General features: G+C 71.4%; 14 protein-coding genes and 3 pseudogenes. 6 read left to right on the forward strand and 11 right to left on the reverse strand.

Features of this window, described 5'->3' with window-relative positions:
- Positions 1–58 precede the first annotated feature (58 nt).
- A complete protein-coding gene (locus ACZ4UX_RS14920; RefSeq protein ID WP_465707016.1) occupies positions 59–1,195 on the reverse strand; it encodes an IS701 family transposase in 1,137 nt (378 codons plus the stop codon).
- 95 nt (positions 1,196–1,290) lie between these two features.
- On the opposite strand from ACZ4UX_RS14920, the pseudogene ACZ4UX_RS14925 reads away from it, so the two are divergent.
- Positions 1,291–1,829 (forward strand): annotated as a pseudogene (locus tag ACZ4UX_RS14925) (transposase); the annotation flags it as partial.
- Positions 1,830–1,896: 67 nt separating this feature from the next.
- Here ACZ4UX_RS14925 and ACZ4UX_RS14930 read toward each other — a convergent pair.
- Positions 1,897–2,157 (reverse strand): annotated as a pseudogene (locus ACZ4UX_RS14930) (barstar family protein); the annotation flags it as partial.
- Between the two features lie 538 nt (positions 2,158–2,695).
- On the opposite strand from ACZ4UX_RS14930, the gene ACZ4UX_RS14935 reads away from it, so the two are divergent.
- Together ACZ4UX_RS14935 and ACZ4UX_RS14940 are read left to right on the forward strand one after the other, a co-directional pair.
- Positions 2,696–2,920, forward strand: a complete 225-nt coding sequence (locus tag ACZ4UX_RS14935; RefSeq protein WP_465706917.1) for a hypothetical protein — start codon at positions 2,696–2,698, stop codon at positions 2,918–2,920.
- 91 nt (positions 2,921–3,011) lie between these two features.
- Positions 3,012–4,083, forward strand: a pseudogene (locus ACZ4UX_RS14940) (IS630 family transposase).
- 515 nt (positions 4,084–4,598) lie between these two features.
- Here the strand turns inward: ACZ4UX_RS14940 and ACZ4UX_RS14945 are convergent.
- Positions 4,599–5,207: a TetR/AcrR family transcriptional regulator gene (locus tag ACZ4UX_RS14945; RefSeq protein ID WP_465706918.1), complete on the reverse strand. Its 609-nt coding sequence runs from the start codon at positions 5,205–5,207 to the stop codon at positions 4,599–4,601.
- 86 nt (positions 5,208–5,293) lie between these two features.
- Between ACZ4UX_RS14945 and ACZ4UX_RS14950 the strand changes: the two genes are divergently transcribed.
- Both ACZ4UX_RS14950 and ACZ4UX_RS14955 read left to right on the forward strand, forming a co-directional pair.
- The gene (locus ACZ4UX_RS14950) at positions 5,294–5,686 is read left to right on the forward strand and encodes a DUF4345 domain-containing protein (RefSeq protein ID WP_465706919.1); all 393 of its coding nucleotides are present in this window, start codon (positions 5,294–5,296) and stop codon (positions 5,684–5,686) included.
- 437 nt (positions 5,687–6,123) lie between these two features.
- Positions 6,124–6,318, forward strand: a complete 195-nt coding sequence (locus ACZ4UX_RS14955) for a hypothetical protein (RefSeq protein ID WP_465706920.1) — start codon at positions 6,124–6,126, stop codon at positions 6,316–6,318.
- A gap of 253 nt (positions 6,319–6,571) precedes the next feature.
- Here ACZ4UX_RS14955 and ACZ4UX_RS14960 read toward each other — a convergent pair whose 3' ends face one another.
- The 8 genes from ACZ4UX_RS14960 to chvE all read right to left on the reverse strand — a co-directional run bounded on the left by ACZ4UX_RS14960 (position 6,572) and on the right by chvE (position 20,466).
- Entirely contained in the window at positions 6,572–10,246 is a 3,675-nt protein-coding gene (locus ACZ4UX_RS14960; protein ID WP_465706921.1) for a WGR and DUF4132 domain-containing protein, read from the reverse strand.
- A 557-nt stretch (positions 10,247–10,803) separates the two neighbouring features.
- Positions 10,804–11,589, reverse strand: a complete 786-nt coding sequence (locus ACZ4UX_RS14965) for a hypothetical protein (protein WP_465706922.1) — start codon at positions 11,587–11,589, stop codon at positions 10,804–10,806.
- The gene (locus ACZ4UX_RS14970; protein ID WP_352292598.1) at positions 11,586–12,119 is read right to left on the reverse strand and encodes a SigE family RNA polymerase sigma factor; all 534 of its coding nucleotides are present in this window, start codon (positions 12,117–12,119) and stop codon (positions 11,586–11,588) included. Before ACZ4UX_RS14970 ends, ACZ4UX_RS14965 begins: the two co-directional genes overlap by 4 nt.
- A 128-nt stretch (positions 12,120–12,247) precedes the next feature.
- Complete coding sequence (locus tag ACZ4UX_RS14975) at positions 12,248–13,327, reverse strand: expansin EXLX1 family cellulose-binding protein (RefSeq protein ID WP_465706923.1); 1,080 nt, start codon at positions 13,325–13,327, stop codon at positions 12,248–12,250.
- 154 nt (positions 13,328–13,481) lie between these two features.
- The gene (locus ACZ4UX_RS14980) at positions 13,482–16,133 is read right to left on the reverse strand and encodes an RICIN domain-containing protein (protein ID WP_465706924.1); all 2,652 of its coding nucleotides are present in this window, start codon (positions 16,131–16,133) and stop codon (positions 13,482–13,484) included.
- Between the two features lie 318 nt (positions 16,134–16,451).
- Entirely contained in the window at positions 16,452–17,687 is a 1,236-nt protein-coding gene (gene mmsB, locus ACZ4UX_RS14985; protein ID WP_465706925.1) for a multiple monosaccharide ABC transporter permease, read from the reverse strand.
- 3 nt (positions 17,688–17,690) lie between these two features.
- Positions 17,691–19,256 carry a multiple monosaccharide ABC transporter ATP-binding protein gene (gene mmsA / locus ACZ4UX_RS14990; protein ID WP_465706926.1) on the reverse strand — a complete coding sequence of 522 codons (1,566 nt, stop codon included), beginning with the start codon at positions 19,254–19,256 and terminating at the stop codon, positions 17,691–17,693.
- Between the two features lie 115 nt (positions 19,257–19,371).
- Positions 19,372–20,466 carry a multiple monosaccharide ABC transporter substrate-binding protein gene (gene chvE, locus ACZ4UX_RS14995; protein WP_465706927.1) on the reverse strand — a complete coding sequence of 365 codons (1,095 nt, stop codon included), beginning with the start codon at positions 20,464–20,466 and terminating at the stop codon, positions 19,372–19,374.
- A gap of 963 nt (positions 20,467–21,429) precedes the next feature.
- On the opposite strand from chvE, the gene ACZ4UX_RS15000 reads away from it, so the two are divergent.
- Positions 21,430–22,461: a LacI family DNA-binding transcriptional regulator gene (locus tag ACZ4UX_RS15000; RefSeq protein ID WP_465706928.1), complete on the forward strand. Its 1,032-nt coding sequence runs from the start codon at positions 21,430–21,432 to the stop codon at positions 22,459–22,461.
- Positions 22,462–22,523 lie beyond the last annotated feature (62 nt).

The raw sequence follows: 22,523 nt of genomic DNA on the forward strand, positions 1-22,523 counted from the left end.
CGGACAGGCCGGGTGAGATGCGTGATCAGCCGGCGGATCTCGGGGACGGTGAGGGGTATCAGGTCTGGCGTTCGAGCGGGTTCGGCCCCCTTTCAGTGAGGTAGGCGTGGGCGGCCATGGCGAGAGCGATGTGCCGGTACCAGCCCTGGTGGCGGCGGACCTGGTAGTCGTCCAGGCCGCACTGGCCCTTCGCGCTCTGGAAGCACTCCTCGATCGCCCAGCGGGCGCCCGCCACGGCGATCAGCTCGTTGAGTGTGGCATCGGCGGGTGCGTAGGCGATGTAGTAGGCGATCCTTGTGGGATCGGTGATGCCGCGGCGCGCCAGGACCCAGTGCCTGCGGTCGGGGCGATGCCAGGGCCGGACCTCGATGCGGGCCCAGTCGTAGATCCGCAGGCCGTGGGCGCCGTCGCCGCAGGACCGGCGCTTCCACTTCTGCCGGGGCAGGTCTGCGACCAGGTCGTGCAGCCGATGGTCCATGGCCTGCCAGGTGACCACGGTGTCGTGGCGGGTGGTGGCCACGACGTGGAAGACGTCGGCCTGCTCCAACTCGTAGCGCCAGCCCTTGCTGTAGCCGTAGCCGGCATCCGCGGTCACCCACCGGAACGGGATCTCGTCGTCGATCGCGCGGCGCACCATCGCCTTCGCGAGCTGGACCTTGGTGGCGAACTCGACGCCGTCGTCGATCCCGGCTTGTCGGCAGCGCTCATGGTCGTCGGTCCAGGACTTCGGCAGATACAAGGCCCGGTCGATCAGCGTTCGGCCCCGTCCGGTCGAGTAGGCGAGGAAGACCCCGACCTGGCAGTTCTCGGTGCGGCCGGCGGTTCCGGAGTATTGCCGCTGGACGCCGGCCGACCGGACGCCCTTCTTCAGGAAGCCGGTGTCGTCCACGATCAGCACGCCGCCGGGATCGGCCAGGTGCTCGACGACGTACTCACGCACGTCGTCGAGCACCGCCTCCGCGTCCCACTCGATGCGGTTCAGCAGGCGTTGGATCCGATCCGGACCGCCGTGACCGGCTTCCTCAGCCAGCGTCCAGCCGTTCTTGCGCTCCAACGGCGCCAACAGGCCCCGCCTGTACGCCAGCGCCGACTCCCGCGACTCGCTCCGCGCGAACCGGTGCGCAAACCGCTCATGCAACCCGGCCAACCTATCCGACCAGCGACGAGCATCGACCGCAGATATGTCCCCACCCATGAACAGCACAACGAGCAAACCCAACAACCGTCACGGTAAGCACCGTTGCAGTACTAGTTGGCACCCGCCCTCGGAAAGCGCGGTTACGGGCCGACGGCGGGCTGCCCCGCCTGCACGCCGCCCTCCTCGCAGAGTCTGCGTCGCGCCAATCTCCTGGATCTGGACGACTGCGCCGTGGACGGGTCGCATGTCAGGGCCCTCAATGGGGGGATCATCTCGGTCCGTCGCCGGTCGACCGCGGTCGTCCCGGCTCCAAGCATCATCTGATCGTCGACCGCCACGCAGCCCCGCTGGCCGTCACGCTCACCGGCACGACGTCGCCCGACTCCTGCCGCTGCTGGACGCGGTCCCACCGATCCGGGGACGGCGGGGACGTCCCCGCCACAAGCCACGGGGCCTGTATGCCGACCGGGGCTACGACTTCGACAAGTACCGCCGTCTGCTGTGGAAGCGCGGCATCAAGCCGATGATCGCCCGGCGTGGCGTCGCCCACGGCTCCGGGCTGGGCAGGGTCCGTTGGGTCGTCGAGCGCGGGTTCGCCCGGCTGCACCAGTTCAAGCGGCCCAGCATTCGGTACGAGCGGCGCGCCGCCCTTCACCAGGGGTTACCTGAAATCGCTTGCTCGATCGTCTGCCCGCAGATTCCCCGAAAGGCTGTCCAACCCGGCAGTAGGCTCCGGATGTCGCCGCTGGTGCCCGCACCTACAGCAGCAGCGAGTTGAACGACTTGCCCGGCCGATCCAGCCTGTGTCCCCAATGCCGACCTACCGTATTGAGGATCCTGAGGAGTGTCTCGCGGTCCTCGGAACACTCCTGCAGCATGAGCGCTGACCGCTCGATGACGAGCAGATAGTGATCGGCGGGCTCCCACCCCATGTCGCGAAGGCAGTCCGAGAGGGCGTTCCAATTCCAGCCGAAGTAGACCGGGAGCCGGAGACGGGCACTCATCTGTTCGAAGAGCTTCTGGTCGTCCCGCCCATCTCAGCACCGTCCAGCCAAGTCACATAGCCGGTCCCCGAAGGCGGCAAGAGGAATGCAGAGTGCCGTGCGCTCCGCCCCGGCTGATGCACCCAGGGCGCCTCGCCAGTCCAGTAGTGGTTCATTTCCGTCCGGTTCAAGTAGCCAGCCTGCGCACGACACGATATCTGGGCCGCACCCACTGCGATCAGCCACATGTCCGAGGCAGCCGCTCCGGGCGAGTTGAACGGCAACGACGTTCAGGCGCCTCGCTGCCCGTGACTCCCGCAGCCGCCTGCCCCGGTCATTCTAAAATGATCAGTTAGTCGAGATCGGTGCGGCGCCTGGCGGACCTCCTGGGGCCCGGCCGCCGGCGGGCTGCGGGCGTTCCGATCGGCTCTTGCCCACCCGGGGGTGGCCACTGGAGCTTGGCCCTCACAGCACCGGTTGTGTCCGGAGCGCTACAGAATGAGATGTCGGAGGTTCCGCTGTGCGATCGTGTGGGTACATACTGAGTGCCCGGCCCCTACACGAGGGGGTGGCCATGGCTACTCTAATCGCCCTGCTCGTGGGCCTCGCCGTGATCGTGACCGGCCTCGCGGTCTATCTGCAGCGGCGTCCCCACCACCGCACCGAGACCGTCGAAGGGCTGCTGGCCGAGCAGGAGCTTACGGCCCGGTCGCGGGCCGCCCGCTCCACCTACAGCGCGGTCGCCATGCACGGCACCCACGGCCTGACCGTCGACGACCTGGAAAGGTACCGCAGGTAGGAACCGCCTCCGCTTGCCAACCCGAGGTACTGAGGATTTCGGGTTGTCGTCGGGTGGTGACGGTTCATGATCCTTGCGGTATGCGGTTGGTATGCGTTATCCGGAGGGTGGGGGCCTGACTGCCGAGTGTCGGGCGTTTCGTGAGGGGATCCGGCTCCAGGCCGGCGTGCGGTTCGCGGCGGGCGAGAAGACCGCGGTGATCGCGAAGGATCTTCGGGTGAGCGTGAGGTCGGTGGAACGCTGGCGCCGTGCCTGGCGCGAGGGGGCACGGAGGGCCTGCGCTCTACCGGTCCGGCGAACTCCCCGACCGTCACTGATGCCCAGTTCGCCGTACTCGAGGAGGAGCTCGGCAAAGGACCGGCAGCGCACGGTTTTGAGGATGAGCGGTGGACCCTGGCCCGGGTCCGGACGGTGATCCGTCGCCGTCTGCGTGTCACCCTGTCGGTGCCGACAGGGTGGCGGCTGCTGAAACGGCACGGCTGGTCGTGGCAGGCGCCCGCACGCAGAGCCGTCGAACGCGACGAACAGGCCGTCGAGCTGTGGAAGAAGGAGGTGTGGCCGCGGGTAAAAGCCTCGCGGCGGCGTGTGGGGGCTGGATCGTCTTCGAGGACGAGGCCGGATTCTCCATGACGCCGCCCCGCGCCCGCACCTGGGGCCGGCGCGGACAAACCCCCGTCATCCGCGTCCGCGGCCGCTCCCGCCGCCGGACCTCGATCGCCGCCCTGTGCTGCTACAAACCCGGCGAGAAGAGCCGCCTCATTCACCGGCCCCGCCACCATCTCCTGCTCAAGGGCGCCCGGAAGAGCTTTTCCTGGCAGGACTACCGCGACCTGCTGGTGAGGGCCCATATCCAGCTCGGCGGCCCCATCGTGGTGGTCTGGGACAACCTCAACACCCACCTGGCCGCCGGGCTGAAACGCTACGAGACCGAACACGACTGGCTCACCACCGTCCGCCTCCCGGCATACGCACCGGATCTGAACCCGGTTGAAGCCGTCTGGTCACTCGTGCGCAGAGCCACGGCCAACACCGCCTTCGACCCTCCCGACGACCTCGACCGCAAACTCCGCCGCGAGTTACGCAGAATCCAGCTCCGACCCCACCTCATCGACGGCTGCCTCACCGCCACCGGCCTGGCCACCAGCCCGCCGACCCCACCCTGAAATCCTCAGTAACGGCCTTCGACCGCCCATCGTGTGAGGCACTGCGGGAGCTGGGGAGATCTCCGGGGCCCCTCGCACCCACCTGCGTTCTCTCGCTCGGGCAGGCCCCGTGCGGTGCCTGCAAGCTCATGAAGTGGCTGGACCCGAGCGGCGGGGTCGCTGATGCCGCGCTGCACCAGGTCATGGCGCAGGCCGTCCAGTTCCCCGTGTCGGCGGGATGGCTTCCCCGGCCGCGCAACGGCGGAGCCGGTCGTCCGAGGGTGGGCGGAACGACGCGGGATCGATGAGGGTGCTGCGTCAGGGGGCGGGGAGCGCGGAGAACCCCTTCGCCAAGATCACCTGCTCGGGAAGAACCTTCGACCGGGACGGACCGGGCGGGCCAACGGACCTCGGAAGCCGAGCGGAGAGGCGAGCGTGCTGGGTCTCCACGCGTCGAAATGCTCTCCCGGCTTCGTCTCGCCGGTATGCCGGGCGATCCGGAGGCGCCGAGTTCGGGCCGCCTGGATGTCCAGGGGCTAGCGCGGCCAGTCGGGTGCGGGGTCGGTGGGGAGGAGCGGGCGGACGGCGCCCAGTACGGCGCCGATGCACACGTCGCGCAGGTCGGCCCGACTGCAGGTCTGCTGCGTGAGCCAGTCCACGCAGAGCACCTGGACGAAGACCAGCCAGCTCTTCAGGACGCCGGAGACCGCCTCGCGGGCGGTGTCGTCGGCGAGGGGGAGTACGCACAGCAGCCGGGCGCGGAGAGCGTCGAGCTCGTTGGTCATGATCGTCTGGATCACCGGGTCGCCGGCCAGGACCCGGTTGGCGGCGAGTACGGCGTTGCGGTTCGCGACGAAGTAGTCCAGGTGGGCGTCCAGGCCCTGGCCCAGCTGCTCGACGAGGGTGGCGGCGGGATCGAACCGGGTCGCTGCGAGCAACTGGTCGGCCGCCTGCTGATAGACCGCCGCGAAGAGCTCGTGCTTGCCGGCGAAGTGACGGTAGAGCAGTGCGCGGGAGACGCCGGCCCGCTCGGCGACCTCCTCCATCTGCACGTCGTCGTACGGGTGGGCGGCGAAGAGCTGCGCTGCGACGGTGAGCAGCTGGGCGCGGCGGTCGGCGGGGCTGAGCCGTTGGCGGGGAGGCACGGGTGAAGGTTACTTGACACGCGTCTACCGGCGCGCTTCCCTGTTCTAGTAGACGCGTGTCAACTAGCAGGGACTCGGGAGGGGCCATGGCCAGAACACTGAGGGTGCTCGTGCTGATGATGGGGATCGCGTGCGTGGCGATCGGGCTCGGGCACGTGCTGCTCGGCAACGCCGCCATCCCCGGCGCGGGCGCCGCCGGGACGACGATCGACAGCCTGGGGCGCTTCCTCGGGGCGATCTTCGCCGGGTACGGACTGGCCTGGTTGTGGGTCGCCCGGCAGCGGCCGATCCCGGCGACGGCCGTGCGCGGGCTGGCCGGGGTGTTCCTGCTGGGCGGGGTGGGCCGGTTGCTGTCGCTCGCTCAGGATGGCTGGCCGCACTGGTTTCAGGTGGTCCTGACGGGGATGGAACTCGCTCTGCCGCCGGTCTACTTCTGGCTGGCCGACGCCGAGGAGCGGATATTCGCGGGGCGCGCCTGATCCCCGCTCGTCCGCGGCGAGGCGCCAGGCCGAATACCTGGGCGGATGCCTCGGTGGGCGTCGGTTGCCGGTTCCGCGTCATCCTGTGGACAGGGCTCCGGCTTGTCAGGGTGCTGTGGGACGGTCACGTCCCTCATGGCGGGTGCCCTCGTCAGGGCTGCCGAGGGCACGCTGCCCGGTGAGTTCCGCCCGGGCGGACGGTTCACGGCGTCCGAATCCGTCCCGGACAGCCCGGGACGTGCCAGGCCAGAGCCCGCTGCCTCGCCGGACGGTGTCCGGGACAACCGACCGACCTTGACCCACCTCTGCGCCGGTCCACAAGCTCGAGGCACCCCACCACGGCAATCCTGCCGAGGGTACGGGTCGACCTGAGGAGCGACGAGCTCGACACGTTCCGCCTCTGGGACAACCGGGCCGACGACACCACGTCGACCCGGGTGATCTGGAAGAAGGTCAACTCCAGCCTGACGGGGACGCTCTGGCACCGCTGGCAGAGCGGTGTGAACGGCCAGTCCTCCAACCAGTCCCCCCATACGAGTCTGAAGTCGGGCGACCAGTTCACCTTCCAGGTCTGCGCGCTGAACGGCAGCCAGGTGCTGGAGTGCTCCAACAAGGGCACCGCCTGGTACTAGGCACTCGGCCCGGCCCGGGTTGGGGCATCGTTCCCGTCTCCGCTGTCCTCGCAAGTCACGAAGACGCCATCGCGGGAAGGGGCGGTGGATGTCGTCCAGCCAGTCGACCGCGGTGACCCGGGCCGGGCCGAGGCCCGCGCGGCGCACGCCGCGGCGGGCCGGACCTCGGCAGGCGGGCGCTGGAGCTCCTCCTCGGTGGTGATCGTGGTCACGGCGGCCTTTCGCGGGTGGCCGTCGGTGAGGTGGCGAGGGGTCACAACGTGGTCAGCTCGGTGAGGTCGGCGATCACCTCGGAGGCGATCACCGGGTCGAGCTCGGCGAAGGTCGGGAAGGTGCGGTCGTGGGTCCAGTAGTCGCCCGGGCGCCTGTCGAGCCACACCGTTTCCACCCGCTGCTCGGGGTAGGAGTCGAACATGCCGACGGCGATGCCGTCCTCCGGGGCGATCACCATGTAGAGGTCGGGCCCGACCCGGCGGGACAGCCACTGCTCGACGCCGTTGTCCTGGGGCTCGCCGCGTCGCCAGCCGCGCCGTTCCATTCCGACCAGCCGGGTGGTGGGCAGCACCGGACCGTTCTCGAAGCGGGTGAGTCGGTGGCCGGCTCGCTCCTCGTCGGTCAGCGCGTACACCGGGCGGCCGAGCTGGCGGAACGGCTGGAGGATCTCGTGGTCGGCGAACCGCTCCGACCAGTCGGCGAGGCCGTCGCCGAGCAGGAGCGGGTGCGCCAGCCGGACGGAGGCGGTGGCCGGCAGTGCGAACGCCTCGTCCCGGACGTCCGCCAGGGTGCGGTCCTCGGCTACGCGGAACGCCGTCACCGTGCCGTCCGTCTCGGACAGCCACACCAGGCGGCGCACCAGGTGCCACAGCAGCGGATGCCCGACGAAGAGCTGGTCGAACTCCGCTGCCGTCCATGAGCGTCGGGTGATCATCGCCGCCTCCAGGCGGCGGACCTGATCCCCCGCCACCGTGCGGACGTCCTTCTTCAGCGCGGCGAAGCGCTTGCGCTCGGCGGGCGCCAGCTCGGCGTCGTCCCGCGCCCCCGGGGCGGGCAGGTCCTTGCGGCGGGCGCCGGCCGCGTCCAGCACGTACGGCTTGAGCTGCTCGTCGAAGCCGACCGTGAACGTCCGGGTGCCGTAGTCGATGACGGTGGTCCCGTCGGCGTCGAGCCCGAAGTCCGGGACCAAGCGGTCGGACAGCTGCTCCCTGGTCAGGCCGAGACCGGCTGCCACCTCGGAGATCTTCTCCTGGGCCCGGGTCTTGAGCGCCTTGAACTTCACCCGCTGTGCGATGCCGTGCAGGTGAAGCAGGGCCACGTCGGTGCCGATGGCGGCCAGCACCTCCAGGCCGTCCACCGCACGGTGGTGGGCCCCCTCACCCGGCCAGGCGTGGAGCACCGGCGTCAGCCGGCGGACCGTGTCGTCGTCACCGAACCGGCCGAGCACGTGCAACGCCCAGCCGTCCCGGGCGGGCATGCCGGCCAGCCGCCACTGCCCGAACACCGCCCAGCAGAACTCCGCCAACGACCGTGGCTCGCACCGCAGGGCCACCTCCTCGAGGCCCGGGTAGAACGCCCCGGGCGCGGACAGCGCGAGCATGGTGAGTACGTGCCGCACCGCCTCGGCGGGCAGGGCGCCCTCGCTGCCGCGCAGCAGCAGTTGCGGCAGCATCACCGGCTCCGTCCAGTCACAGGGTGGGGGCAGCTTCGCCGGGAGCGCGGTCACCAGCGGGTCGGCCGACAGCAGTGCGCCCACGGCCTCCTCCGCCTCCGGCCCGTATTCGCCGGCCACCGCGCGCACCGCCGCCGCGCCGTGCGCCTCGGCGATCACCCGCAGGGCCCGCTCGGCGCCGTGCCGGGCCGACCCGGTCTTCCCTAGCGCGGCGGGCGTCAGCAGCCGGGCCGCTTCCATGCCGTGCCGGATGAACCAGGAACGCGCTGTGCTCCCGGCCGATTTGAGGCGCACCAGCCAGTCCGCCATGGTCTCGGCCACCCGGACGTCCAGGTACGGAAGCAGCAGGGGCGCGTGCGTCGCCGGGTTCCCCGCCGCTGCGGCCCGGATCGGTTCGACGGCGTCCGTCCCGAAGCGGGCGGCCACTTGGCGCAGGGAGTCCCCGGAGTGCCAGATACGCTCACCGGCGCGCCACTGTGCGAGCAGGGGCCGGGCCAACTCCTCGTCGCCGTAGGCGAACAGCGCGAGCTCGGCGTGCTGTCCGCCGCGCAGCCGCGCGTCCTCGGGTTGCCCGATCCTGGCCCGGATCGTGGCCGCGACCCGCTGCCAGTCGTCGTCCGACCAGCTCGTGTACCAGGACTCGGAGTTCGCCGCCCACGCCTCGCGCTCACCCGGCAGCCACCGCATCCGCGGTTCCTGCGGCGCGCTGAGGCCGGTCAGCACGGGGGGTCCGCCAGCGGGGCGCGGCCGCGTCCACGGCGGGTTGGTGAACAGCTCCGGCAGCGAGTCGGGGCCGACCTCCGGCACCCGCTCGCCGAGGTCGGTGAGCGGCTCGACCAGGGCCGCCTGCTCCGGCGTCAGCTCCGTCAGCAGTTCGAGCGCGGTCGCGCGGTGGACGGCGACATGGCCGGTGAGGAGCTGCCGGGCGAGCTGCTGCGCGGCCGGGTCGGTGGAGGCCACCGCGGCCTCGGCGAGCAGGCGCAGGGCACGCCGGGGGAAGCGGCGGAGACCGGCCATGAGGGCGGCGCGGGTGGACTTGATGCCGTCCTGCTGGGTCAGCAGCCCCCGGAAGCCCTCGTCGGAGGGGAGCTCGGCGAGCGCGTCCAGGATCCGCTTCTTGCCCTCCTTGTGGTGGTAGCTGGTGGTCAGGTCGTGCAGCATCACCGGTGCCGCGTCGCCGCCGAGGCCCTCTGCCACGGTCGCGATGATCTCGGTGGACCAACCGTCATAGCCCAGGCTCGGCAGCGGGGGGAGCTTCTCCAGCGGTTCCGCCGAGGAGAGCGAGCACAGCAGCATCGACCACTCGACGGCGCCCAGACGGGAGCCCGACGCGAGGCACTCCTCGACCCAGGCGGTCTCGGACGGCACCAGGTACGCCGCCACCACCAGGCGGGTCAGGTCGTTCCGGCAGCCCGCCAGGGCCTCGACCGCCGCGCGGTGGGTCTCCTCGTCGCAGTCCGCCAGCAGCGACCGGACCCGGTCCGCGGCGGGACGGTACCCACCGTGCCTCTGGTTGGCCCCACGCCGAACGCGAGGGTGGACGGACCTCTGGTGGATCCAGTCGGTCTCGACAGCCGTCGTGAACAGCTCGACGGTAGCCCTGGCCGCGAACGGCAGGCCGAACTCCGCCACCCAGGCGTCCACGGCCACGCGGACCCCGTTGTTGCTGCGGTACGAGAACACGGAGGCGAGCACCGCCGCACCGAGCGGGTCCCGGCTGCCGGACTGGTGGGCGCGGGCGGCGGCGACCAGCTCCGGGTCACTGCTCTCCGAGGCGAGCGTCTGCTCCAGCCAGTCACCCATCTGCCGCAGCCCGTCGCGGTACGAGGCCACCGGGCCCTTCCCCGGCGCGGACGGCTTCCGGGGAATGCCGCCCCGGCGCGGGATCAGGGCCCGACGCCAGGCGTCCGGCATGACGAAGACGTCCTCGTCATCGTCCTCGGGACCGGCGACCTCGGCCGTGGGCGCGGACACGCCGGGCTGCGCCACTGGCCCCCGATCCGCCCCCGTACCCGACTGCGTACCCGCCGCCGTACCCGGCTCCGCCCCCGCCCCCGCACAGATCTCGCGGTAGCCCTTGCGCTCCTTCTCGGCGACCACCTTGGCGAAGTGCGCCTGCGCCTCCTCCACGGTCGGGAACGCCTTGACCTGCTCCCGCCCGCCGGTACCGGACCGCCCGTACCGCACGGTCACCGCGACACCGTCGACCGCGGCCTCCCAGAACTTGTCCGAGCCGCCCTCGACGAACTCCCAGCGCCGCACAGCCCCGCCCCTCTCCTCGCACTGATGATCAGGAGACGAACGTTAGCGAGCACCACCGACAAGTCCCCGGCCGACCACCCCCGCACTCACCTCCCGCCGCAGCCACCGCGCGCCGGCGCCTCGTGCCTCAGCGAGCGGCGTGCACGCCCTGGACGTATCGCCGGCGTCGATCAGTGACTGAAGCCACGTCTCGGCGTCGTCCTCCCGCGCGTCGGGGGTGTCCGGGACGTGTTCCAGGTGAGGAAGCGGAACCCCAGCCGATGTACGGCTGGGGTTCCTGGAGGCGGTGAGTAGCGGTCAGCGGGTCGAGCTGTCCGTGCCGTAGCCCGTCTGGCTGCGCCCCGGTAGGTCGCACCCGATCGCGTTCGCCGCAGATCGGGCAGGTCAGTGCCGCAGGGTAAGGACGGCCGGCCGGTAGGGCGGTTGCACGTAGGGCTGTCCGTCCGAGCCGGGGGACCCGCCCTGGCGGAGGAACTGCAGGTTGCGTGGGTCGACGGTCATGGTCTCCGCGTGGCCGGGGCCGGTGGGTCCGGCTCTTGGGGGAGGCCGGCCTGCCTTCACCGTGCCGGGCCGAACCCTCCCCAGACCGAGGCGGGCCCGCTGGACGACTGGGCGTCGACCCGGTAGCCGTCGTTCGCGGCGCTGCGCGTGCCGGTGGCGTGGTTGAACTGGCCGGCGAACTCGTGCTGTCCGGCCGGCACCGTGCGGCCCGGCTTCAGGACCCAGCGGTAGACCAGCAGGCCGCCGGACTCCTGAGCGGTGAGGGTGAAGTCGTCGCTCGGCAGGGTCCGCCAGTTGCCGGTGTCCCGTACGTCGCCGGTCTGGGCGATGCGCAGCTCCACGGTGAGTGAGGTCAGCGGCTGGGCGGTCTTGAGGACGAGGTTGTGCTGGGACCAGTAGACCGTGCTGTGCGGGTCGACCGACCCCTCCGACCGCAGCGATCCGTCCTGGGGGTGGCTGCTCGCCGAGGGGGTCGGTCGCGGACCGGTCGGGGTGCTGGTGGCCGGGGCCGGCACGGGTGCCGGGGCGATGCTGCCGGGGTCGGCCGGCGGCGTCGGCGAAGGGGTGACGGTCGAAGACGGGGTGGCCGGAGCGGTGGTGACGGTGTCCGACGGCGGTGGCGTCCGGACGATGCCGGCGACGGCGAGGCCGCCGGTCGCCAGGATGCCGGCGACGGCGAGGCCTGCGAGGGAGGCCCTGGGCCACGACCTCGCGAACAACGGTGTTCGGTGGCGGGCGGGCGGGCCGGCCGCGCCGCGTTCTACCCGTGCCAGCATCCTTGCGCGGTCGGGCTGGTGGGCTTCGGCGGCCTCGCGCAGCCGTCGGGTGATGTGGTCGTTCACCGTTCGTTCCTCCCTCCCGTCGCCAGTTCGCCGACCGCTCGTGCGCCGAGTGCGCGTTCCAGCTCGGCCATGCCCTTCGAGGTCTGGCTCTTCACCGTACCCACCGAGACGCCCAGGGCCGCGGCGGTGTCCTTCTCCGACAGGTCGAAGGCGTGGCGCAGTACCACGCACGCCCGCTTGCGGAACGGCAGCCGGGCGAGCGCCGAACGGACGTCCAGCACGGCAGCGGTGTCCGGGCCGTCCGTTCGCTCCGGGGCGCGGGACCAGAACAGCAGGACCCGGCGCCGCTCGCGAACCGCGCTGCGGATCCGGGCCCGCGCCATGTTGGCGACCACCCCGCGCGCGTAGGCGAGCGGGTGGTCGGCCGCGCGGAGCCGGTCCCAGCGCTGCCACAGGGCGAGCAGGGCGTCCGCGGCGAGGTCGTCGGCCGCGTCCGTCTCGCCGGTCAGGAGGTGGGCGAGACGGGCGAGTTCGGCGTAGTGGCGTTCGAAGAAGTCGTGGAACTCCGCGTCCGCGGCATCGAGGAGCATTTCCCCCGGTCGCCCTCTCCCTGCAATGTGAGCGCTAACAACAGGCGTGAGCCTAGCAGTGCCCGTCTCCAGGACGGGGCGGTGGTCGCCCCGGCGGGGGACCGCCGGCCGAGGGGCGAGCGGCGCGGTCAATGCCGGGCGAACTGGACTCGGGTCGGCTGGGCGGTGTCCGGCTTCACCGTGATCCCGTCGACGGTCAGTTGCTCCCCGTAGACGTCGGTGACCCTGATCGGCCCGCCGCACCCGCCACCGTCGGGGGAGAGGAAGTAGTTGTAGTCGGTGCGGGCGAGCTGCCGCCACCCGGTGGCGGTCCGGACCTCCAGTGCCGCCACCGGGTTCCGGTGGCCGATCACCTGGATCCCGCACCACCACTGGCTGGACCCGCTCTTGTACCGGATCGACATCGTGTCCGGCGCCGTGCCGGGGCTCAGCACCGTCCAGGTGATCGGGAGGCGGCCCACCGAGAGTTCGGCGAGCCTGGCGAAGGCCTCGTGGCTGAGGTCGAGCTGCCCGGGTGCGCAGGGCAAGGGGCACTCGTTGACGATCCGCACCGTGATGCCGACCCCGTTGGCGGCGCGGACGAGCACCGACGCTCCGCACGCCCTGGACGCCTCGTAGTCGGTGTGGTTCATCGCCGCGACCATGAGGTCGCCGGACGGACCGAACGAGCAGGCGCCGTTGCCGTCGGCGGCGTCGTAGGAGGTCGCGACGCCCTGGTAGCTCGTCCCGGGCTTGATCCGCCCGGCCGGCGACGCCGCGGCCGGTGCGGCGCCGGTACCGCTGGTGGCGGCCGACGGTGACGGGGTGGCCGCGGTGGGGGAGGCCGTGGTGGCCGGCGGCCGCGGCGTGGGACTGGCCGAGGACGGCGGGGTGCCGGTGGCCGAGGGCGCGGGGCCGGTCACCGACGGCGCCGCCGCCGAGGGAGTGGCACCGGTCGGGACGCCGGAGGAGGCCGGAACGCTCGACTCGGTGGCCCCCGCAGAGCCGGTGGCCCCCGCGGACCCGGCGGCACCCGCAGAGCCGGCGGAACCCGGCGCCGCGGACCCGGCGGCAGCCGGCGCGGCGGACTCGGCGGCACCCCCGCGGCCCGGCAGGAGTGCGAAGGCCAGGCACATCAGCACACCGATCGCCGCCAGCGCCAACGGAATGCCCATGACCAGCCCACGCCTGCGGTTCGACTGCGGGGCGGCGTGCTTCGTTGCCCTCATTCCCATCCATTCGGTAGATCGACTCGAATTTGCACTGCGCAGTGGGCGCCGGGGAGCGAAAAGGTTGCCGCGCCGACGCGGCTTGCTGTCCGGCGTTTCCTGGGGCCGGCCCGTGGGCGGGCGACGCGGATCTGCCGCCCGCGGGCCGGGCCGGTCAGGACGGGTCGCCGTAGACCACGCCGCGGCCGTAGCCGCCCAGGTAGATCCGGCCGTAGACGTCGGGGTCGCCGGAGACGACGTTGATGACGATCCCGCCGAACTGGTGCTGGTCGTCGTTGATCCGGACCCAGGTCGAGCCGCCGTCGGTGGAGCGGAACAGGCCGATCACGCCCTTCACCTTCCCGCTGAGGTAGACGGCCTGGTAGCCGGCGCCGGGTGCGGCCTTGCCGAAACCGACGGCGCTCGCCTGCTCGACGCCGTCGAGCTTGCGGAAGCCCGCCCCGCCGTCGGTGGAGTGCCGCAGCCCGTTGCCCCCGCCGGCGATCCACAGGTCACCGGCGACACCCGGGACCGCCTTGAGCTGCCCGTCGCCCAGCCCGGCGGCCCGGGCGGTGAAGTGCCTCCCGCCGTCGGTGGAGGCGTACAGGGTGCCACCGCTGAGGGCGTAGAAGGCGCTCGCGACCGAACGGTCGGCCACCACTGCCGTGTCCTCGGGCAGACCGGAGACCGCCACCCAGGACGCGCCCCGGTCGGTCGAGAGGAACGGCGTCCGGCCCGCGGGGCTCCACACCACGGCTCCGCCGTCCGCCGAGACGGCCGTGGAACCGCCGCCCGCGTCGCCCACCGGAGCCGTCGCGAAGGGAGTCCAGCCGGTACCGCCGTCGGTCGAGTAGGCGCCGTGCTGCGCGCCGCCGAGGCCGACCCGCACCATGAACTCCGGCTTGCCCTGGGCGAAGTCGATGCCGGTGGTGTTGGTGAACAGAGGCCCGCTCAGCGCCTTGGCGGGGACCTTGGTGAGGTCGTCGTGCCGGAACCCGCTGACGTCGCCGAGCGCGCTGATCAGCGGGAGGCCGGGAGGCTTGGCCAGACCGAGCGTCGCGGTCTCCTCCAGGCCCCTGGCAGGGACGGTCCAGTGGGTCGGACGCCCGCTGTCCGCCGCCGTCACGTCGCTGCTGCCCCACATTCCCGATCCGGTGCCGTAGAGCACGTGCCCGGAGTCGAAGGGGTCGATGGCCAGCGTGCCCATCCAGTGCCCGATGCCGGTACCCACGTAGGGCGCCGCGGAGTCGTCCCGCTCCGAGCTCGCACCGAGCGCCTTCCAGGCACCGCCGCCGTCGGTCGAGCGGTAGAGCTCGTCGGAGGGCCACCAGCGGTCCAGCGTCGTCACCATCACGGTGGCCGGGTGCTGCGGGTCGACCGCCAGGCCGGCGAAGCCGTAACCGCCGCTGGACGGGGAGACGTTCGTCCAGGCCCCGGTGGACGGCGCGTACTTCCACACCGAGCCGGCCGTCACCCCGTTCGGGCCGGGCGCGTTGGTGTAGGTCAGGTAGAACGAGCCGTCGCCGGACAGCACACCGTGCTGCGGCAGCTGCCCCGTCGGCTGGCCCGGGACGGCCTGCCAGCCGGCACCGCCGTCGGTGGAGCGGTACAGCGAGGTCGACTTGTCGGCCACGCCGACGTAGATCGTCCTGCTGCCGGACGGGCCGAAGGTCACGAAGGACAGGCCGACCCCGCTGCTCGCGCCGTCCTTGACCGGAAAGCCGCCGACCTGGTTCCAGGTGACGCCGTAGTCGGTGCTGCGCCAGAGGCCGTTCCTGCGGGTGCCCAGGTAGAGCGTGCGGTGGTCGGACGGGTCCACCACCAGCCGCTCGCCCATGGCCCGGCCGTCCTCGTTGCCGCCCAGCTTGAACGGCAGGTCGGTGCGCTGGAACGTCCGGCCCTGGTCGGTGGAGCGGAGGATCGCGCCGTTGCCCGCCCAGTCGTTGGTGTAGGTGCCGCTGGCGAGGTACAGCCGGTTCGGGTCGACCGGGTCGGTCGCCAGGCTCTCGATCCCGAGCAGGTTCCAGTCGGTGCCGCCGATCCAGTCGGTCAGCGAGGTCCACCGTCCGGCGGCCGCGTCCCAGCGGTAGGCGCCGCCGATGTCGGTCCGGGCGTAGAGGAGGTCCTTGCGGGTGGGGTTGAAGACCAGTCCGGTGACGAAGCCGCCGCCGACGATCTGCGCGTTGTGCCAGGTGTACCCGCCCGTGCCGGACACCTTGACCAGCCGCCACTGCTGGTTGGTGCTGCCCCGGTCGGCGTACTGGACGAGGGGTACGCCCTCGTCGCTGCCGCCGCCCCACACGTCCAGCACCATGCCGGTGCCGCGGGAGACGAACTTCACCGCGCCGTCCCCGACGTCCTGCATCCGCCACTGCTGGGCGGCGGAGGCGCGGTCGCTCTGCTGCTCGACGGCGGCGGCGGACTGCGAGGAGTCACCGCGCACCCCGAGGACCTTGTGGCTGCCGCGGTTCTCCAGCTCGTAGTAGCCGTCCCCCGTGAGCCGCGTCCGCCACTGCTGGCTCGCGGCGCCGGCCGCGCGGTTCATCTGCCGTATCCAGGCGCCGTCGGCCGTGTCCGCTCCCGGCACGTCCAGCGCCTTGCCGCTGCGGACGGACACCACGGTGTAGTAGGCGTCGGGGTCCACCGACGCGGCCTTCGAGTCGGCCTGCCCGAACAGCAGGTAGGGGCCGAGCACACCGGGCACCCCCAGGGCCAGGCCCAGCGTGGTCCAGCGCCGGCGGTGCCGCCCGCGGGGACGCCGCGCACCACCGGCGGCCGGGCGGCCGCGCCGGTCGCGGCCGTCCGCCGTGGGATCCGTCTCGTTCATGGGGGCTACTCCTTGCTTCGGCCCCGCCAGCACGCGCCCGCCCGGTCAGGCGGTGCGCGACGGCGGTCGGCGGTGGGATCGATCGGACGACCCGGGGGTGTTCGGCCCTCGGTGTCGTCCATCAGTTGCCGCCGGTGCGCGCGAGGTTGCCGCCCAGTCGAAGATTCTCGTGGCCCGCGTCCGGCCTTGACGATCGGGCACGGGCCTGACCACGTGCCCGGCTGACCTGGTCGAGTCCGCCGGGGCGCGAACGCGTGTCGCCCTCGGCCGTCCGATGGAGGACGGCCGAGGGCGAGGGCGTGCGGGGTGGCTCCGGGGTCAGGAACCGGCCCGGCGCTTGTTGTAGACGTCGAAGCCGACGGCCGCGAGCAGCACCAGGCCCTTGATGACCTGCTGGTAGTCGGTGCCGACACCGACCAGCGACATGCCGTTGTTCAGCACGCCGAGCACCAGGCCGCCGATGATCGCTCCGAGGACGGTGCCCACGCCGCCGCTGGCGGAGGCGCCACCGATGAAGGCGGCGGCGATGGCCTCCAGTTCGAAGTTGATGCCGGCCTGCGGGGTGCCGGCGTTCAGGCGGGCGGCGAAGACCAGCCCGGCCAGCGCCGCGAGGACGCCCATGTTGGTGAAGGCGAGGAAGACGACCCGCTTGCTCTTCACCCCGGAGAGCTTGGCCGCCGGCTCGTTGCCGCCGATGGCGTAGGTGTGCCGCCCGATGATGGAGTTGCGCATCAGATAGCCGAAGCCGACCAGCAGCGCGCCGAGGATCAGCAGCACGATCGGCACGCCGTGGTAGCTGGCCAGCAGCAGGGTGAAGACGGACACCGCCGCGGTGATCACGGCGAGCTTGGCCAGGAACAGCGCGAGGGGGAGCGGCTCCAGCCCGTACGTGACGGTCTGCCGCCGGCCGCGCACCTCCTGCAGGATCGCGACGGCCAGCACCGCGAGGCCCAGCAGCAGGGTGAGGTTGTGGTAGTCGGTGTGCGGGCCGACCTCGGGGAGGAAGCCGCTGCTGATGCTCTGGAAGCCCTTGGGGAACGGCGCCACCGACTGGCCCTGCAGCAGGATCTGGGTGCCGCCACGGAAGAGCAGCATGCCCGCCAGGGTGACGATGAACGACGGGATCCCCAGGTAGGCGATCCAGAAGCCCTGCCAGGCCCCGGCGAGGGCGCCGATCACCAGCGCGGCCAGCACCGCCACGGGCCACGGCAGGTGGTGCTTGACCATCATCACCGCAGCGGCGGCCCCCACGAAGGCGGCCAGCGAGCCGACCGAGAGGTCGATGTGCCCGGCGATGATGACGATCATCATCCCGATCGCCAGGATGAGGATGTAGCCGTTCTGCTGGACCAGGTTGGTGATGTTGAGCGGCTGGAGCAGGATGCCGTCCGTCCAGATCTGGAACAGCAGCACGATCAGCGCGAGGGCGAGCAGCATGCCGTACTGGCGCACGTTGCCGCGCAGCGCGCGGGCCAGTACGCCGCCGAGGGAGGGGCCGGGGCCGGCCTGCGGTGCCTTCGGGGACGAATCCGGGATGATCTCGGTCTGGGCCATGCCTCACACCTGCTCGTTGCTGGATGCGGCGCTCATGGTCATGAGCCGCATGAGGGATTCCTGGGTGGCGTCGGCACGGGCCACCTCGCCGGTGATCCGGCCTTCGGCCATGGTGTAGATCCGGTCGCACAGGCCCAGGAGTTCGGGGAGTTCGGACGAGATGACGAGCACGGCCTTGCCCTGGGCGGCCAACTCGGCGATGACCGTGTAGATCTCCGCCTTCGCGCCGATGTCGATGCCACGGGTGGGCTCGTCGAGGATCAGCACCTCCGGCTCGGCGAAGATCCACTTGCTGAGGACGACCTTCTGCTGGTTTCCGCCGCTGAGCGTGCCGGTCCGGGTGAACACCGTCGGGGCCTTGATGTTCATGGTGCGCCGGAAGGATTCGGCGACCTTGTTCTCCTCGTGTCGGTTGACCCGGCCGTACCTGGCGACCTTGCCGAGCGCGCTCAGCGAGATGTTCCGGCTGATGTCGTCGATGAGGTTGAGGCCGAGCTGCTTGCGGTCCTCGGTCACGTACGCGATGCCGTGCCCGATCGCCTCGGGCACCGTCCGGGTGCGGATCTCCCGGCCGTGCAGCCGCACCCGGCCGGCGGCCCACCGCCCGTACGAGCGGCCGAAGACGCTCATCGCCAGCTCGGTACGGCCGGCGCCCATCAGGCCGGCGATGCCGACGATCTCACCGCGGCGCACGTTCAGCGAGGCGCCGTCCACCACCATGCGCTGCTGGTCGATGGGGTGCCGGACGCTCCAGTCCTCGACCTCGAAGGCGAGTTCGCCGGCGCCGGCGCCGTCACCGGTGAAGGGCTGTCGCTCGGGGTAGCGGTGCTCCAGGTCGCGGCCGACCATGCCGCGGATGATCCGGTCCTCGGAGGCGCCCCCCGGGCCGATCGCGATGGTCTCGATGGTCTGCCCGTCGCGCAGGATGGTCACGGAGTCCGCGACCCGGGCGATCTCGTTCAGCTTGTGCGAGATGATGATGCAGGAGATGCCCTGCGCCTTGAGTTCGAGGATCAGGTCGAGCAGCTTGCGGCTGTCCTCGTCGTTCAGCGCCGCGGTCGGCTCGTCCAGGATGAGCAGCTTGACCTTCTTGGCCAGCGCCTTGGCGATCTCGACCAGCTGCTGCTTGCCCACGCCGAGGTCGGCGATCCGGGTGTGCGGGCTCTCGTCGAGGCCGACCTGGCGGAGCAGTTCGGCGGCGTGGGTGAGCGTCCGGCGCCAGCTGATGATGCCGCGGGAGGCGTGTTCGTTGCCGAGGAAGACGTTCTCGGCGATGGACAGGTACGGCACCAGCGCCAGTTCCTGGTGGATGATGACGATGCCGCGCTGCTCGCTGGCCCGGATGTCCCTGAACCGGCAGGGCTCGCCCTCGAAGAGGATCTCGCCCTCGTAGGCGCCGTGCGGGTAGACGCCGCTGAGCACCTTCATCAGGGTGGACTTGCCGGCGCCGTTCTCGCCGCAGATGGCGTGCACCTCGCCGGCGGAGACGGTCAGGTTGACCTCGGAGAGCGCTTTGACACCGGGGAACGACTTGCTGATCGACCGCATTTCGAGAACGGGTCCAGCCATGGGTGTGCGTCCGTATCGTTCGGGGCGGTGCGGTGGGGGAGGGCCCCGGGCTCCGGGGAGCCCGGGATCCGTACCGCCGGTCTCGGCGCGGGGCCCGTCGGCCGGGCCCCGCTGGCTACTTGAGCTGGTCCGCGGTGTACTGGCCGCTGTCGACCAGGACCTGCTGGTAGTTGTCCTTGTCGACACTGACCGGCTGGAGCAGCTGCGCCGGGACGGTCTTCGCGCCGTTGTTGTACTGGCTGGTGTCGTTGACCTCGGGCTTTCCGCCGGTCAGCAGTGCGTCGCCCATCTGGACGGCGGCCTTGGCCAGTTGGCGGGTGTCCTTGTAGACGGTCTGGGTCTGCTCGCCCGCGATGATCGACTTCACCGAGGCCAGCTCGCCGTCCTGGCCCGTGACGACCGGCAGCGACTTGACGGTGCCGTACCCGACGCCCTTGAGCGAGGACAGGATTCCGATCGAGATGCCGTCGTACGGCGAGAGCACGGCGTCGACGTGGGCGGAGGTGTAGGCCTTGCTCAGCAGGTTGTCCATCCGGGACTGGGCGACACCGCCGTCCCAGCGCAGCGTGGCGACCTGGTTGAAGTCGGTCTGGCCGCTCTGCACGACCAGCTTCTTCTGGTCGATGTACGGCTTGAGGACGCTCATCGCGCCGTTGAAGAAGAAGGTGGCGTTGTTGTCGTCCGGGGAACCGGCGAACAGTTCGATGTTGAACGGCCCCTTGCCGTCCTTGAGGCCGAGCTTGTCGACGATGTAGCTGCCCTGGAGGACACCGACCTTCGTGTTGTCGAAGGTCGCGTAGTAGTCGACGTTCGCCGTGCCGCGGATCAGCCGGTCGTAGGAGATCACCGGGATGTGGGCGTCGGCGGCCTTCTGCAGCACGTTGGTGAGGGAGGAGCCGTCGATGGCCGCGATCACCAGCAGCTTGGCGCCCTTGGTGATCATGTTCTCCACCTGGGAGACCTGGTTCTCCACCACGTTGTCGCCGTACTGCAGGTCTGTCCTGTAGCCCTTGGTCTGGAACTCCTTGACCATGTTGGTGCCGTCGTTGATCCAGCGTTCCGACGACTTGGTCGGCATCGCGATGCCGACCAGGCCACCCTTGGCGTCGCCCGTGGCGGGGCCGTCACCGGCACCGTTGGCACTCTGGCCGCAGGCCGCCAGCGAGAGCACCAGGCCCCCGGCGACCAGGCCCGCCGAAATCTTCCGCACAGTTCCTCCAGTGATGTTCCGCGACCGGGCACAGAGAACCCCTGATGGGCGACTGGGAGCGGTCGAGCGGGGCCGGCCGGAGCGGTTCCTCGCGCTGTGGAGTGTTCGGCGGCGATGGCTCTGGCCTGGCGTGAAATGAATTGTTAACGCTCACAAAGGTGGCGTCAAGAGGGTCCGGGATCACCGTTGGATCGCGGTGCGCCGTCGGCCGGGCGCGCGGTGCGCTGCGGGGGGAAGGGGAGGATCTGCCGGAAGTCGTCGGGTGAGGGCGTGGCGACCGACGGGCGGGCGGCGGGATCCGGTGCGGGCTCAGGACCTCCTCGCCGCGCTTGGCGTTCAGGCGATCGGCCGGGGTGGCCGAGTCGAGTCGCCGCGGGTGTGGTCGCTTGCGCGTCGACCGCCAACCGGGCGGCGAACGGGTCGCGTTGAGGCGACGCCGACCCGGCGTTGGCGGCCCGGTGTCGGGGTGACGGTCGCGAACGGCAACGCCCGTGCAGTTGCGGAGCTGCTGGGCGGCGACGACTGGCGGTGGACGTTCGGCTGACGACCCGCCCGGCCGGGCCCGGTTCCGCGGCGAGCGGAGCCGGGGCCCGGCCGTCTTGGCCCGCCTGCTTCCGCCCGGTGTTTCCGTTCGGCCACTTCCGGCAGATGCTTCGGCTCGGCGGCGGGGCCCCGGACGGTGTCACCGGGTGGGCATGCGATTCCGCCGTCCCGGCCTTCGGCGCTGTGGCCCGGCTGCGAAGCGGGAAGGCGCCGGGGGCGTCGAGATCATGTACGTGCCCGAAAAGTTCGATCCGACCCCTTTTGATGGTTGGGGCGAACTCCGGAGCGCTCCCTCGCCGCAATGGCCACATGCCGGCGGCCGGAAGGGCTGGTAAGAAGAGGACCACCCTTCGGATCGAGGGTGACGAATTGGCCTGGACCTGGTCGCGTACTGTGGTCACAGCCGAGAGGGGACTGCGAGTGGGAACCGAGAGTGCCGGGACGGAACAGCGCCAGCCCGTGATGGCGGACGTGGCGAAACTGGCGGGTGTGTCCCACCAGACGGTGTCCCGGGTGCTCAACGGTGCGCCGCACGTCCGGCCGGACACCCGGGACCGGGTGCTGGCGGCCATCCGGGAGCTGGACTACCGGCCCAACTCCGCCGCCCGCGCCCTGGTCACCCGTCGTTCGCAGACCCTTGGCGTCGTCAGCTTCGACTCGACGCTCTACGGGCCCGCCTCGATGCTGGACGGAATCGAGCAGGCCGCACGCAGTGCCGGGTACTTCGTCAGCGTGACCAGCCTGCGCTCGCTGGACGGCCGATCGGTCCAGGAGGCCGTCGACCGGCTGCGCGACCAGGGGGTGGAGGGCGTCGTGGTGATCGCGCCGCAGACCTCCGCCGTCAGCGCGGTGGCCCGGCTCTCCAGCTCGGTGCCGGTCGTCGCGGTCGGATCGGGCAGGCAGACGCAGGTGCCGATGGTGTCGGTGGGCAACCGCTTCGGTGCCGGAGAGGCCACCGGGCACCTGCTCGACCTGGGCCACCGCACCGTGCACCACGTGGCGGGGCCGGCGAACTGGGTCGAGAGCCAGGACCGCGAGGAAGGGTGGCGCCTCGCGCTGCAGGCGGCGGGAGCCCCCGTGCCGGACGTGGAGCGTGGCGACTGGAGCGCCCGCTCGGGCTACCAGGCGGGGCTGCGGATCGCCGAACTGCCCGATGTCACGGCCGTCTTCTGCGCCAACGACCAGATGGCCCTCGGCCTGCTGCGTGCCCTGAACGAGGCCGGCCGGTCGGTCCCGGCGGAGATCAGCGTGGTCGGCTTCGACGACATTCCGGAGGCCGCCTACTTCATCCCGCCGCTGACCACCGTGCGGCAGGACTTCGGCGAACTCGGCAGGCGGGCTCTGGAACTGCTCGTCGAGGAGCTGGAGGGCACCGCGCACTCTCCCGCCCAGGTGCAGATCTCCCCGGAGCTGGTGCTGCGCCACAGTGTGGGCCCCGCTGCCCGGCCTTGAGCCGCCGGCAGGTCCGCGGTAGCGCCCCTGTTCTGCCGTTCCGAACCTGGCCGCCGACCAGG

The sequence above is a fragment of the Kitasatospora sp. NPDC028961 genome (assembly GCF_055564815.1).

Coding starts and splice junctions, on each gene's coding strand:
- ACZ4UX_RS14920 (WP_465707016.1), bottom strand. CDS start 1,195: ATGGGTGGGGACATATCTGCGGTCGATGCTCGTCGCTGGTCGGATAGG.
- ACZ4UX_RS14975 (WP_465706923.1), bottom strand. CDS start 13,327: ATGAGGGCAACGAAGCACGCCGCCCCGCAGTCGAACCGCAGGCGTGGG.
- ACZ4UX_RS14970 (WP_352292598.1), bottom strand. CDS start 12,119: ATGCTCCTCGATGCCGCGGACGCGGAGTTCCACGACTTCTTCGAACGC.
- mmsA (WP_465706926.1), bottom strand. CDS start 19,256: ATGGCTGGACCCGTTCTCGAAATGCGGTCGATCAGCAAGTCGTTCCCC.
- mmsB (WP_465706925.1), bottom strand. CDS start 17,687: ATGGCCCAGACCGAGATCATCCCGGATTCGTCCCCGAAGGCACCGCAG.
- ACZ4UX_RS14980 (WP_465706924.1), bottom strand. CDS start 16,133: ATGAACGAGACGGATCCCACGGCGGACGGCCGCGACCGGCGCGGCCGC.
- ACZ4UX_RS14950 (WP_465706919.1), top strand. CDS start 5,294: ATGGCCAGAACACTGAGGGTGCTCGTGCTGATGATGGGGATCGCGTGC.
- ACZ4UX_RS14935 (WP_465706917.1), top strand. CDS start 2,696: ATGGCTACTCTAATCGCCCTGCTCGTGGGCCTCGCCGTGATCGTGACC.